A 12,487-nucleotide genomic window follows, 5' to 3' on the forward strand; every position below is an offset into this window, starting at 1 on the left:
CTCGACGCCCCACCACCCGGAGGCGTCGTTACTTGCTCAGCTGCTCCCACAGGAAGCTGTAGGCCAGCGCCTGCATGTGCGCGGCCTGCGCGTTGTTCGCCGCGCCGCCATGACCGCCTTCGATGTTCTCGTAGTAGGTCACGTCCTTGCCGGCGTCGATCATCTTCGCGGCCATCTTGCGCGCATGCGCCGGATGCACGCGGTCATCGCGCGTGGAGGTGGTGAACAGCACCGGCGGGTAGGTCTTGCTGGCGTCGAAGAGGTGGTACGGCGAGAAGGTCTTGATGAAGTCCCAGTCGGCCGTGTCCGGATTGCCGTATTCGGCCATCCACGAGGCGCCGGCCAGCAGGTGGCTGTAGCGCTTCATGTCCAGCAGCGGGACCTGCACCACGACCGCACCGAACAGCTCCGGGTACTGGGTCAGCATGTTGCCGGTGAGCAGGCCACCGTTGCTGCCGCCCTGCACGCCCAGGTGCTTGGCCGAGGTGATCTTGCGGCTGACCAGGTCACGGGCGACCGCGGCCATGTCTTCATAGGCCTTGTGACGGCTCTGCTTCAGCGCCGCCTGGTGCCAGCGCGGGCCGTACTCGCCACCCCCACGGATGTTGGCGACCACGTACACGCCGCCCTTTTCCAGCCATGCGCGGCCCATGCCACCGGAGTAGGACGGGGTCAGCGAGATTTCGAAGCCGCCGTAACCGTACAGCAGGGTCGGATTGGAGCCGTCCAGCTTCATGTCCTTGCCGTGCACCACGAAGTACGGCACGCGGGTGCCATCCTTGCTGGTGGCGAAGTGCTGCTCGATCACCTTGCCGTCGGCGTTGAAGAATGTCGGCATGGTCTTGAGCACTTCAGGCTGCTTGCCGATCTCGGCAATGGCCAGGGTGGTCGGGGTCAGGTAGTCGGTGACGGTCATCCACACCGCATCGCTGTCATCGGCATCGACCGCACTGACAGCCACGGTGCCGAACGACGGCGCGCCGGTGAAGGCACTCGTCTTCCAGCCGCTGTCGCCCGGGGTCAGCACGCTCAGGCGGCTCTTGACGTCGTCCAGCACGTTCAGGACCAGGTGGTTCCGGGTCCAGCTGGTGCCCGCGAGCGAGGTGGTGTCGGTCGGGGCGAACAGCACGTCGAAGTCACGCTTGCCGGCGAGATAGTCGTCCAGCTTGGTGGCCAGCAGCGAGCCGGCGGCGTAGGTCTTGCCGCCCACGGTCCACGGTTCGCGCAGTTCCAGGGTCAGCCACTGCTTGCGCAGGCCCTTCTCCGCCGAGTTCGGCGCATCGATCCTGGTCAGCGTGCCGTCGTCGGCGCGCAGGTAGAGCTCGTTGTTGTAGAAGGCCAGCGTGCGGCTGACCAGGTTGCGCTCGTAGCCGGGGGTATCGTCGTGCATGGCCGCGATGTACATGTCATCGGGCTTGCCTTCGTAGACCACCGAGGCCGAGGCCATCGGGGTGCCGCGCTTCCACAGCTTGGCCACGCGCGGATAACCGGACGTAGTCATCGTGCCGGTGCCGAAATCGGTGTAGACGAATACGGTGTCGCGGTCGATCCAGTTCAGGCCACCCTTGGATTCCGGGCGGAAGAAACCGTCCTTGATCCAGGTCTTGTTGGCCAGGTCGAACTCGCGGGTGACGTCGGCATCGGCGCCGCCGCGCGACAGCGCGATCAGGCAGCGCGAATAGTCCGGACGCAGGCAGTCGGCGCCGTGCCAGACCCAGTTCTCGCCTTCGGCCTTGTTCAGCGCATCCAGGTCCAGCACGGTTTCCCACTGCGGCGAGGCCTTGCGGTACTCGGCCAGCGTGGTGCGGCGCCACAGGCCGCGCTCGTGCTGCTTGTCCTTCCAGAAGTTGTAGTAGTAGTCGCCGATCTTCTGCACGCCGGGAATCTTGGCGTCGGAGTCGAGCACCTCGCGGATGCTGGTCTCCATCTGCTTGAACGCCGGGGTCGTGGCCAGGCGACCCTCGGACTTGGCGTTCTGTTCCTTGACCCACGCCAGCGGCTTGTCGCCGGTGACGTCTTCAAGCCAGGCGTACGTGTCCGCCGGGGCGTCAGCAGCCATGGCGGTTCCCGCCGCACCGGCGGAGATCAGACCTGCCATCAGGCAGGCGGAAGCGAATCGTGACATTGCAGCTCCAGGCAGTCATAGCCTTGGGACGCTATCACACCGGCTGACCGCGGCTCACGTGTCGAAGGTCAGGCCGGGCCGGACGCGCCAGCGGGCGGCTGCGACGTCGTGCCTGCGGCCCCCGGCGACGGCGGGCGCTCCGGGCGAGCAGGCCGGCCAGCGGCAAACGGAAGCGATGCAGGCTCCACCAGGCCATCAGGGGCATGCCGGCCAGCCACAGCGGCAGCCAGCCGATCCACTCGCTGTGGCCCCGTGCGGCCGGCCACACCAGGACCAGGGCCAGCCCGGCCAGCGCCGCCTGCCTGACGCAACGCAGCACGCGGGGATCGGGACGGTCGGACGAACGCGGGGAAGACGACAGGGTCATGACACAGCTCCGTGCGAAAGTGATGCGTCACCTTGCCGCGCTGCCATCTCAAGGGCTGCGACCTCGTCGGGGACGTGGCAGGAAGGACGCCCGCCATCGTGATTGGATGAATCGGTCACCCAACCGCTGCGCCGCCATTGACGTTCTCCGCCGTCCCACCCACCATGCCCCTGCCAGCCACTGGAGCCTTCCGCCGCATGTCTTCGAACCGCCCGCTTCGCGCTGTCCTGTTGGTCTCCTCGCTGGCGTTGCTGTCAGCCTGTGCGTTCCGCCATGAGACCAAACCGGAACCCGCGCCGACGCCGGTCGCGGTCGACAGCGCCGGTGCGCCGATCGACCTGCAGCGCTTCATGGGCACCTGGTATGTGATCGGCCGCGTGCCGAACCCGATCGAGCGTGGCCACGTCGCCAGCGTCAACGAGTTCCAGCTGCGCGGCGACCAGAAGGTGTCGATCAGATACCGCTACCGCGATGGATTCTCCGAGCCGCAGCAGGAGCTGACCGTCCGCGCCTCGGTGGACGAGAAGAGTGGCAACCACAACTGGCGCACCTGGTTCTACAAGATCGTGCCGACCCACACCCGCGTGCTGGAAGTCGCGCCGGACTATTCGTGGGCGATGCTGGGCTACCCGGGCCGTGAGATGGCCTGGATCTTCGCGCGCCAGCCGGACATGGACAAAGAGCTCTACAAGGAACTCGCGACCCGCCTGCGTGACGATTACGGGGTCAACACCGACAAGCTCAAGCGCGTGCCGCAGCATCCCGAACAGGTGGACCGGCTGGGCTTTGAAGTGCCGAACGTCCGCTAAGGGCGGCGGTCAGGCCGCAACACAGGGCGGCGCACCGACCCACGGTCGGTACCGGCCGGTTACTTCCGGCTGTAGTGTTCCACCAGGCGGTCGCCGATCATCTGCAGGATCTGCACCAGCACCAGCAGCAGCACCACGGTGACCAGGGCCACGTCGGTGTGCGAACGCTGGTAGCCATCGCGGAAGGCCAGATCGCCCAGCCCCCCCGAGCCGATCGCACCGCCCATGGCGGTGAAGCCGATCAGGGCGATCACGGTGACGGTGGCGCCGGCGATCAGGCCCGGCCGCGCTTCGGGCAGCAGCACCCGGGTGACCAGCTGCCAGGTGGTGGCGCCCATCGCCTGGGTTGCTTCGATCACGCCACGGTCCACCTCACGCAGCGCAGTCTCGACCAGGCGGGCGTAGAACGGCGCGGCGCCGATCACCAGCGGCACGATCGCGCCGCGTACCCCCAGCGAAGTGCCCATCATCCACAGCGTCAGCGGGATCAGCACGATCATCAGGATGATGAACGGCACCGAGCGCAGCAGGTTCACCAGCAATGCGAGCGAGCCGTACAGGACCGGCTTGCGGTGCAGCTGCGGCGAGCCGGTCAGGAACAGCAGCACGCCCAGCGGCAGGCCGATGAGCAGCGTCAGCGGCAGCGAACCGCCGAGCATCAGCAGGGTGTCCAGCGTGGCCTGGCCGATATCGGCCCATTTGCCGGCGTCGAGATGGCGGAAGAACCCGCCTGCGGTAGCCAGGATCATCGGCGCAGCTCCTCAAGGTGGACACCGGCGGCGACGAAGCCCGCCTGCGCGGCCTGTACGTCGCCTCCGACCAGCGACACGGTCAGCTGGCCATACGGCGTGTCCTTGATCCGGTCGATACGGCCGGACAGGATGTTGTAGTCCACGCCGGTCTCGCGCGCGATGCGCCCCAGCAGCGGTTCGTAGGTGTCCGCGCCGAGGAAGGTCAGGCGCACGATACGCCCGGCCACGGCCTCGAAATCCTTGTGCAGCTCGCCCTCGTCGACCTGTTCGGACTCGTTGACGAAGCGGCGGGTGGTCGGGTGCTGCGGGTGCAGGAACACCTCGGTGACCGGGCCGGTTTCGACCAGGTGGCCGGCATCGAGCACGGCGACGCGGTCGCAGACACGCCGGATCACATCCATCTCGTGGGTGATCAGGACGATGGTCAGGCCCAGCTCGCGGTTGATCCTGCCGAGCAGCTTGAGCACCGAGGCGGTGGTCTGCGGGTCCAGCGCGCTGGTGGCCTCATCGCACAGCAGGATCTGCGGGCGTGTGGCCAGGGCGCGGGCGATGCCGACGCGCTGCTTCTGGCCACCGGACAGCTGCGCCGGGTACTTGCTGGCGTGCGCTTCCAGGCCGACGGTATGCAGCAGTTCGTCGACGCGCGCATCGATCTCCGCGCGCGGCGCACCGGCCAGCTCCAGCGGAAAAGCGACGTTGGCCGCGACGGTGCGCGAGGACAGCAGGTTGAAGTGCTGGAAGATCATGCCGATCTTCCGGCGCAGCACGCGCAGGCCCTCGGCATCGAGCGCGGTGACATCCTCGCCGTGGATCAGCAGGCGGCCGCCGGTCGGTTCCTCCAGCCGGTTGATCAGCCGGATCAGGGTCGATTTGCCCGCGCCGGAATGGCCGATGATGCCGAAGACTTCGCCGGCCTCGATGGTCAGGTCGAGCGGCCGCAGCGCGGCAATCGCGCGGCCGCCGACGGCATAGGATTTGTGCAGGCGCTGGAACTCGATCACTTCGCGGTCAACCGGGGCATCGACGGGAGGGGGCGTGCAGCCTACCAGCGCGGGGCGGCCCTGGCCCGTGCGGTTGCGCGGAATGATATTCCGTTTGGTTCTAAGGGAACGTGATCCGGCCGGCCCGGGTCATCGGCCGGCCTCAGGGATGGTCCAGCGGCCCGGGCGGCTGGACCCGGCGGATCCGCTCGCGGTGCAGCAGGTACAGGCCCGAGGCGACGATGATCGCCGCGCCCAGCCAGGTCACCTGGTCGGGCAGGACGCCCCAGAACAGCAGGTCCCAGCCGATCACCCAGACCAGCCCGGTGTACTCCAGCGGCGCGATCATCGACGCTTCGCCCAGCTGGAAGGCGCGGGTCAGTGCGACCTGGCCCCCTGCCCCGGCCAGGCCCATGCCGGCGATCAGCGCCGCGTGGCCGAGCTGCAGCGGCTGCCAGTCCGGGATCGCGAGCAGGCCGGCGCCGACCGCCATGATCACCAGGAACCACACCACCATCGACTGCGGGGTGTCGGTCCGGGTCAGCATGCTGACCGTGATCGCGGCCAGGGCGTAGGCGGTGGCGGCGAGCAGCACCATCAGGCCGGGGAAGGAGATGATGCCGCCGACGCCGGGGCGCAGCACCACCAGTACGCCGATCAGGCCGATCCCGATGGCGATCCAGCGGCGTGGGCCGACGTGCTCGCCGAGCAGGGGCACGGAGAGTGCGGCGATCAGCAGCGGGGCGACGAAGTAGATGGTGTAGGCGGTGGAGAGCGGCAGGCTGCGCAGGGCGTAGACGAAGCAGCCGATCATCACCATGCCCAGCACGCCGCGCAGCAGGTGCAGGACCCAGCGTTTGGGCACCAGCGAGCGCGGGCCCGCGGTGGCCAGGACCCAGACCAGCACGAACGGCAGCGAGGCCGCGCCGCGCAGGAAGGTGACCTGCAGGGTCGGATAGCTGGCCGACAGCTGCTTCATGCCGGCATCCATCAGCGAAAAGCAGGCGACGGCGATCAGCATCCAGGCGACAGCGCGGGTGGGGGATTTCTGCGTGTTCATGGCCCATTATCGCCGGCTTGGCCGGCCCGTCCATGGTGGCTTGGTAGAATGGGGGCATTCACCCGTTGGAGTTTGCCCATGCCCTCTTTTGACGTTGTTTCCGAAGTCGACATCCACGAGTTGACCAACGCGGTCGACCAGGCCAACCGCGAGCTGTCCACGCGCTTCGATTTCAAGGGGGTGGACGCGAAGTTCGTGCTGGAAGACAGCGTGATCAGCCAGTCCGCGCCGAGCGATTTCCAGCTGCAGCAGATGACGGACATCCTGCGCCAGCGGCTGATCGCGCGGAAGATCGATGCGGCGTGCCTGGAGTTCGGCGATATCGAGACCAATCTGGCCGGTGCGCGGCAGAAGATCACGGTCAAGCAGGGCATCGAGCAGAAGGTGGCCAAGAAGATCGCGGCGAAGATCAAGGAGGCCAAGTTGAAGGTGGACAGCCAGATCAATGGCGACAAGCTGCGGGTGACGGGCAAGAAGCGTGATGATCTGCAGGATGCGATGGCGCTGCTGAGGAAGGAGACGTTCGAGGTTCCGCTGCAGTTCGACAATTTCCGCGATTGATTTTGGCGGAACGGTTGTAGCGAAGAGCGTCAGCGAAGAGCGCTGCTGTTTGTTGCTGATGGGCTGTTGTTGGCTTTAGCGCTGGCAGTTCATCGCAAAAGGCTGGCGATTCACTGCCGAGGGGTGCGTCGGGTAGGGCCAGGCCTTGCCCGGACACGCCGTGAACCCATCCATGGGGGCTCATGTCGCGGCATCCATGCCGCTCATGGTCCGGGCAAGGCCTGGCCCTACCCGACGCCCCGACGATTCCTCGGCGGATGGGCGAGCGAAGCGGTAGTGCCGGCCGCTGGCCGGCAACCTCGTTGCCCAGATCGAAAAGATGCGGCTTCCGGCGTGTTTACCACCGGGCGTTGGTCGTTACGCGCGAATCAGCTTGTACAGCGTCGTGCGTGAGATGCCGAGCTGACGTGCGGCGGCGCTGATGTTGCCTTGATGAGCGGCCACGGCATCACGCACGTGCTGCGTGGTGTGCGTGCGCAGCGATGCACTTGCGGTGTTGGCGCCGGCCGCGTCGATCTTCAGGCTCGCATGCGGTGCGCGCGGTCCACGCAGGTACTGCACGTGCACGGCGGTGTCGTCGTCCAGGCGGACGCGATGGGCGGGGCCGGCCTGCAGCAGGCGGCGGCGCTGGTGGGTGCTGGCGCCGGCAAACAGGCCGTCCAGGGTGAGGACGGGCAAGGGGCCGCGACGCGGCAGTCCGAACAGGCGCCGGGCCACACGGTTGGCGGCGCGCACGCGTCCGTCTTCTTCGATGGCCAACAGGCCCTGCAGCGGTGAGTGCAGCCAGCGCGCGTCGTGCTGGACGGCCAGCAGATGGCAGGGGCGGTGATCCTGCATGAGGCGGTTCTCGGCCGACAGGGCCGCTTGCCGGAAGTAGCCGTGCAGCAGCTCTGCGTCGCGTTCGCCGGTGCCAGTGATGTCCAGTGCGCCCAGTACTTCGCCGTCCAGGCCGTGCAGTGGCACGCTCAGGCAGAACACGGTGGCGAAGCGGTCGAGATAGTGTTCATTGCCGCGCACCAGGGCGGGCGCGTCTTCGGCCAGGCTGCAGGCCGGTGCGGTGGTGCCGATGTCGATCTCGCGCAGGCGGCGACCGATCTGGATCGGGCGCAGCACCGGCACGTCGGCCAGGCCATGTTCGCGCTGGGCGATGACCAGGCCCTCGGCGTTGACGCAGAACAGGGTCCACTGGCGACCCCCGAAGGCGGCCCACAGATGGTCCATGTCCTCGCGCACGCAGCGTGCGAGGCGGCGGTCGCCAGGCTCATCCAAGCGCGTGGCCGCCGGGGCAAGGGGCGCGTAATACGGCTCCTGCCGCGGCTGCACGCCGGCCTGGCGCGAGCGCTCCCAGGAGCGCAGTACCGGCGGGCTGACCACGCTGTCCATCAGCGCGCCGCCCTCGGCGAAACGCTGACGGGCGGCGGCCAGTACCTGCTGCTGTTCCAGAACCATCGCGGCCATCGGTCGATCTCCACCTCGGACCGACAGCCTACTCCCGCAAAGCTGACTGATACGTCGTCGCAGGCATGCATGCCCGCGACGGACCGTTTCACCCGCCGATGGTCAGGATCGGCTTGAGGGTGACACCACGGGTGCTGTCCTCGGCGGCCTGGTTGATCTGGTCCAGCGGGTAGAACTTGACCAGCTTGTCGAACGGGAAGCGGCCCTGCTGGTACAGCTGCACCAGCTGCGGGATGAACACCTTGGGCACGCTGTCGCCTTCCACGATGCCGCGGATGCTGCGTCCGCCGAGCAGCAGGTTGTTGACGTCGAACTCGGCCTTGGTCCCCAGCTTCGGAGCGCCGACCACGCCGATCACACCCAACCCGCCGAGCGCCTCGATGCCCTGCGCCAGCACCTCCGGACGACCGGTGGATTCCAGTGCGAAGTTGGCGCCGCCGCCGGTGATCCCGCGCACCGCGTCGACCACATCAACCTCGCGGCTGTTGATCACGTGCGTGGCCCCCAGCTCCTTGGCCAGTTCCAGGCGCGAAGGCACCACGTCGATGGCGATGATGGTGGTCGCACCGGCTACGCGCGCGGCCATCACGGCACTGAGCCCGACCGCGCCCGCACCGAAGCTGGCGAAGCTGCTGCCGGCGGTCACCTTGAGCGAGTTGATCACCGCCCCGGCGCCGGTCTGGATGCCGCAGCCAAGCGGGCCGAGCAGTTCGATCGGCGCATCGTCGGGCACCTTGATCGCATTGTTCTCGCGGCTCAGTGCGTAAGTGGCGAACGAGGACTGCGCGAAGAAGTGATCGTGCAGCGGGTTGCCGTCCGGATCCTGGATCGCGGTGGAGCCGTCCAGCGCACCGCCACCGAAGTTGAGCCCGAAGAAGTCCTTGCAGTACGCGCCGTGGCCGCCGCTGCACGGATTGCAGTGGCCGCAGGCGCCGTAGGTCAGCACGACGTGGTCGCCCACCTTGAGGTCTTTCACGCCCGGGCCGAGCGCTTCCACGATACCCGCGCCCTCGTGGCCGAGCACCGCCGGCAGCGGCACGGGGTAGTACTGGTCCCGCACGATCAGGTCGGTATGGCACAGGCCGGTGGCGACCACGCGGACCAGGACTTCATCGTCCTGCGGGCCGCGGATGCGCGCCTTCTCGATCGTGAAGGGCTGTTCTTTTTCGCGCACCACGGCCACGGTGATGTCGCGCAGTTCTGCTGTTGCGGTCATGAGGGTCTCCTGGTTCAGATCGGATACGCGGGCGCTTCGCCCTTGACGGTCATCCACTGCCACTGGGTGAACTCGTCGATGTTGGACGGGCCACCGATGCTGGTGCCGTTGCCCGAGGCGCCGACGCCACCGAACGGATTGATCACCTCATCGTTCACCGTCTGGTCGTTGATGTGCAGCAGGCCGGTGCGCAGTCGTTCGCCTAGCTTCAGTGCGCGGCCGACATTGCTGGACACGATCGCCATCGACAGGCCGTACTCGCTGTCGTTGGCCAGCTCGACCGCCTCGTCATCGGTATCGAACGGCACCACCACCGCGACCGGCGCGAAGATTTCTTCGTGGAAGGCCGGGTTGTCGCGGCTCACATCGCTGAGCACGGTCGGCTCGAAGAACAGGTCCTTGTAGCCCCCGCCGGTCGCGAGCGTGGCACCGGCGGCCTGCGCCTCGGCGACGATGCGCGCGGCGTGGTCGCGCTGCTGGGCGTTGATCAGCGGCCCGATCGCCACCTCGCGATCGGCCGGATTGCCGACCTTGAGCGATTTCGCCTTGGCCACCAGCTTCTCCAGGAAGCGGGCATGGATGCTGCGCTGGACCAGCACGCGGCCGGTGGCCATGCAGATCTGGCCCTGGTGCAGGTAGACGCCCCACGCCGTGTTGGCGATGGCCAGCTCCATGTCCGCGTCGTCGAGCACGATCAGCGAGTTCTTGCCGCCCAGTTCCAGCGACACTTTCTTGAGATGCTTGCCGGCCGCTTCGCCGACCTTGCGCCCGGCGCCGGTGGAGCCGGTGAACTGGATCATCGCGATGTTCGGGTCGCTGGTCAGCGCCGCACCGGCCGCGCCATCACCGGGCAACACATGCAGGAGGCCGGCCGGCAACCCGGCCAGTTCGAACAGGCGCGCGATCACGAAGCCACCGCACACGGCGGTACGCGGATCGGGCTTGAGCACCACCGCGTTGCCCAGCGCCAGCGCCGGGGCGACCGCCCGCATGGCCAGGTACAGCGGGAAGTTGAAGGGCGCGATCACCCCGACCACGCCGAGCGGGCGGCGACGCGCCAGGTTCAACCGGCCCGGTTCGGACGGCAGCACTTCGCCGATGCTGCGCGAGGGCAGTGCCGCCGCTTCATGTAGCGCCTTGGTATTCACCTTGGCCTCGAAGCCCGCCTTGAGCTGGGTCGAGCCACTTTCGCGGACCAGCCACTGCACGATCTCATCGTTGTGTTCTTCGGCCAGCTGCGCGGCGCGGCGCAGGATCTGCGCGCGGGTGTCGTACGGGGCGCTGGCCCAGTCGCGCTGCGCCTTGGCGGCGGTGGCGGCGGCGCGCGCGATCTGCGCCGGGTCGGCCATCGCGATCTCGCCCAGGCGTTCGCCGGTGGCCGGTTCGACCACGTCCTGGGTGCCTGCACCCGAGGTCCACTGGCCATCGAAGAGCTTGCCGGACCAGGTGGCCGTCGGCAGGAATGCTTGTGTTGCCATCGCGGATAACTCCTTGCGTCGTGTACCCGGCCATTGGATACCTGCGGCGGGCCACTGCCTATTGGCCAGTGGCTCGCGTGCTGCAAGTACTTGCCGGATAAGGATTTATCAGCATGACGGGTGTCCAGTTAATGGACAGTGGACGCGTGCGTACACCGGTGCCCACACGCCGCGCCGTACAATCAACAGCCCAGCCAGCGACACCGCCCGCCATGAACGATGCGTCCCTCACCGCCACTCACGACCCGATCGCCGAGACCCGGAAATGGCTGGAGCAGATCGTCATCGGCCTGAACCTGTGCCCGTTCGCCAAAGCGGTGTACGTGAAGGACCAGGTGCGGTTCGTGCTCAGCGATGCCACCACCCCCGAAGCACTGGTCGAAGAACTGGCCGAAGAGCTGATCCTGCTGCGCGATACCCCGGCCGAGCAGATCGACACCACGCTGATCGTGCACCCGGACGTGCTGACCGATTTCCTGGACTACAACGATTTCCTCGACAACGCCGATGCGGCGATCGAAGCACTGGATCTGCAGGGCATCCTGCAGGTGGCCAGCTTCCATCCGCAGTACCAGTTCGCCGGCGCGGCGCCGGATGACGTGAGCAACTACACCAACCGCGCGCCCTACCCGACCCTGCACCTGCTGCGCGAAGACAGCGTCGAGCGTGCGGTGGCCGCGTTCCCGGATCCGGACGTGATCGTGGAACGCAACATCGAAACGCTGGACAAGCTCGGCATCGAAGGCTGGACGCGCCTGCTGGGCCGCAACGACATGCCGCCGTGTCACTGACGCCGCCGATCCTTGACTGGCCGGCACAGCCGCTGCGCGACCGCGTGGTGATGATCACCGGCGGTGCACAGGGCGTCGGCCGCGGCATCGCGCAGTCCGTGCTCGGCGCCGGCGGCAGCGTGATGATCGCCGATCTGGATGCCGATGCCGGCAAGGCCTGCCTGAAGGAATGGGCGCTGCCCGAACGCGCGGCGTTCCAGCGCGCGGACGTGGCCAGCGAGCGCAGCGTGCAGGCGTTGGTGAAGGCCACGCTCAAGCGCTTTGGCCGCATCGACGGCCTGGTCAACAATGCCGGCATCGCCAGCGCACATGGCACGCCGTTGGCGGACATGCCGGTGGCTGAGTGGCAACGCCGCCTCTCCAGCCTGCAGGGTGCCTTCCTGTGCAGCAAGCATGCGCTGCCGGCCCTGCGCGAACATACGGGCGCGATCGTCAACATCGCCTCGACGCGCGCGTGGCAGTCCGAACCGGACAGTGAAGCCTATGCCGCCGCCAAGGGCGGGCTGGTCGCCTTCACCCATGCGCTCGCGTTGAGCGAAGGGCCGGCGGTGCGAGTCAACAGCATCAGCCCCGGCTGGATCACCACCGATGCCTGGCAGGCACCGTCACGCCGGCGCACGCCCAAGCTCTCGCGCCGCGATCATGCGCAGCATCCGGTCGGCCGGGTCGGCCAGCCGCCCGACATCGGCGCGCTGGCCGTCTTCCTGCTCTCGGACCTGGCCGGCTTCATCACCGGCCAGGACCACATCGTCGACGGCGGCATGACCCGGAAGATGATCTACGCGGAGTGATCGAGGTACCGTCCGATCACGCTACGGGGTAGTGCCGGCCGCTGGCCGGCGCCTCAGGTTGCATGACACCCCGTTCCTGGCGGCATGGTGCCGAGCCGG

At 67.7% G+C, this 12,487-nt stretch carries 12 protein-coding genes; 4 read left to right on the top strand and 8 right to left on the bottom strand.

Annotation, left to right across the window (positions count from 1 at the left end; genetic code table 11):
- Positions 1-28: 28 nt before the first annotated feature.
- Both ABE424_RS07990 and ABE424_RS07995 read right to left on the bottom strand, forming a co-directional pair.
- The gene (locus tag ABE424_RS07990; protein WP_346492394.1) at positions 29-2,125 is read right to left on the bottom strand and encodes a prolyl oligopeptidase family serine peptidase; all 2,097 of its coding nucleotides are present in this window, start codon (positions 2,123-2,125) and stop codon (positions 29-31) included.
- 34 nt (positions 2,126-2,159) lie between these two features.
- Complete coding sequence (locus ABE424_RS07995; protein WP_319211450.1) at positions 2,160-2,486, bottom strand: hypothetical protein; 327 nt, start codon at positions 2,484-2,486, stop codon at positions 2,160-2,162.
- A gap of 203 nt (positions 2,487-2,689) precedes the next feature.
- Between ABE424_RS07995 and ABE424_RS08000 the strand changes: the two genes are divergently transcribed.
- Entirely contained in the window at positions 2,690-3,301 is a 612-nt protein-coding gene (locus ABE424_RS08000) for a lipocalin family protein (RefSeq protein ID WP_176988144.1), read from the top strand.
- 59 nt (positions 3,302-3,360) lie between these two features.
- On the opposite strand, the gene ABE424_RS08005 is transcribed toward ABE424_RS08000, so the two are convergent.
- The 3 genes from ABE424_RS08005 to ABE424_RS08015 form a co-directional block, all read right to left on the bottom strand.
- Positions 3,361-4,050 carry a methionine ABC transporter permease gene (locus ABE424_RS08005; protein WP_179460011.1) on the bottom strand — a complete coding sequence of 230 codons (690 nt, stop codon included), beginning with the start codon at positions 4,048-4,050 and terminating at the stop codon, positions 3,361-3,363.
- Positions 4,047-5,054 (bottom strand): methionine ABC transporter ATP-binding protein, encoded by a 1,008-nt coding sequence (locus ABE424_RS08010; protein WP_346492395.1) that lies wholly within the window; start codon positions 5,052-5,054, stop codon positions 4,047-4,049. Before ABE424_RS08010 ends, ABE424_RS08005 begins: the two co-directional genes overlap by 4 nt.
- Positions 5,055-5,196: 142 nt before the next feature.
- Entirely contained in the window at positions 5,197-6,093 is an 897-nt protein-coding gene (locus tag ABE424_RS08015; protein ID WP_346492396.1) for a DMT family transporter, read from the bottom strand.
- 78 nt (positions 6,094-6,171) lie between these two features.
- Between ABE424_RS08015 and ABE424_RS08020 the strand changes: the two genes are divergently transcribed.
- Entirely contained in the window at positions 6,172-6,654 is a 483-nt protein-coding gene (locus ABE424_RS08020; RefSeq protein ID WP_176988139.1) for a YajQ family cyclic di-GMP-binding protein, read from the top strand.
- A 357-nt stretch (positions 6,655-7,011) separates the two neighbouring features.
- Here ABE424_RS08020 and ABE424_RS08025 read toward each other — a convergent pair whose 3' ends face one another.
- From ABE424_RS08025 to ABE424_RS08035, 3 genes are all read right to left on the bottom strand, one after another.
- Positions 7,012-8,112: a helix-turn-helix domain-containing protein gene (locus tag ABE424_RS08025; RefSeq protein WP_346492397.1), complete on the bottom strand. Its 1,101-nt coding sequence runs from the start codon at positions 8,110-8,112 to the stop codon at positions 7,012-7,014.
- 88 nt (positions 8,113-8,200) lie between these two features.
- The gene (locus ABE424_RS08030) at positions 8,201-9,328 is read right to left on the bottom strand and encodes an NAD(P)-dependent alcohol dehydrogenase (RefSeq protein WP_346492398.1); all 1,128 of its coding nucleotides are present in this window, start codon (positions 9,326-9,328) and stop codon (positions 8,201-8,203) included.
- A 14-nt stretch (positions 9,329-9,342) separates the two neighbouring features.
- Positions 9,343-10,806, bottom strand: coding sequence for a benzaldehyde dehydrogenase (locus ABE424_RS08035; RefSeq protein ID WP_346492399.1), 1,464 nt, complete (start codon positions 10,804-10,806; stop codon positions 9,343-9,345).
- A gap of 212 nt (positions 10,807-11,018) precedes the next feature.
- Between ABE424_RS08035 and ABE424_RS08040 the strand changes: the two genes are divergently transcribed.
- Together ABE424_RS08040 and ABE424_RS08045 are read left to right on the top strand one after the other, a co-directional pair.
- Positions 11,019-11,597, top strand: a complete 579-nt coding sequence (locus ABE424_RS08040; protein ID WP_123730129.1) for a DUF1415 domain-containing protein — start codon at positions 11,019-11,021, stop codon at positions 11,595-11,597.
- Positions 11,588-12,388: an SDR family oxidoreductase gene (locus ABE424_RS08045; RefSeq protein WP_179460006.1), complete on the top strand. Its 801-nt coding sequence runs from the start codon at positions 11,588-11,590 to the stop codon at positions 12,386-12,388. Before ABE424_RS08040 ends, ABE424_RS08045 begins: the two co-directional genes overlap by 10 nt.
- The last annotated feature ends 99 nt before the right edge of the window (positions 12,389-12,487 follow it).

Origin of the sequence: Stenotrophomonas sp. TWI1149 (assembly GCF_039673155.1) — a bacterium.
Taxonomy (GTDB): Bacteria; Pseudomonadota; Gammaproteobacteria; order Xanthomonadales; family Xanthomonadaceae; genus Stenotrophomonas; species Stenotrophomonas maltophilia_AA.

Bases quoted from the DNA above. Each gene is read 5' to 3' on its own strand.
- ABE424_RS08030 (WP_346492398.1), bottom strand. From the start codon at position 9,328: ATGACCGCAACAGCAGAACTGCGCGACATCACCGTGGCCGTGGTGCGC.
- ABE424_RS07990 (WP_346492394.1), bottom strand. From the start codon at position 2,125: ATGTCACGATTCGCTTCCGCCTGCCTGATGGCAGGTCTGATCTCCGCC.
- ABE424_RS08040 (WP_123730129.1), top strand. From the start codon at position 11,019: ATGAACGATGCGTCCCTCACCGCCACTCACGACCCGATCGCCGAGACC.
- ABE424_RS08015 (WP_346492396.1), bottom strand. From the start codon at position 6,093: ATGAACACGCAGAAATCCCCCACCCGCGCTGTCGCCTGGATGCTGATC.
- ABE424_RS08005 (WP_179460011.1), bottom strand. From the start codon at position 4,050: ATGATCCTGGCTACCGCAGGCGGGTTCTTCCGCCATCTCGACGCCGGC.
- ABE424_RS08025 (WP_346492397.1), bottom strand. From the start codon at position 8,112: ATGGCCGCGATGGTTCTGGAACAGCAGCAGGTACTGGCCGCCGCCCGT.
- ABE424_RS08035 (WP_346492399.1), bottom strand. From the start codon at position 10,806: ATGGCAACACAAGCATTCCTGCCGACGGCCACCTGGTCCGGCAAGCTC.
- ABE424_RS08000 (WP_176988144.1), top strand. From the start codon at position 2,690: ATGTCTTCGAACCGCCCGCTTCGCGCTGTCCTGTTGGTCTCCTCGCTG.
- ABE424_RS08020 (WP_176988139.1), top strand. From the start codon at position 6,172: ATGCCCTCTTTTGACGTTGTTTCCGAAGTCGACATCCACGAGTTGACC.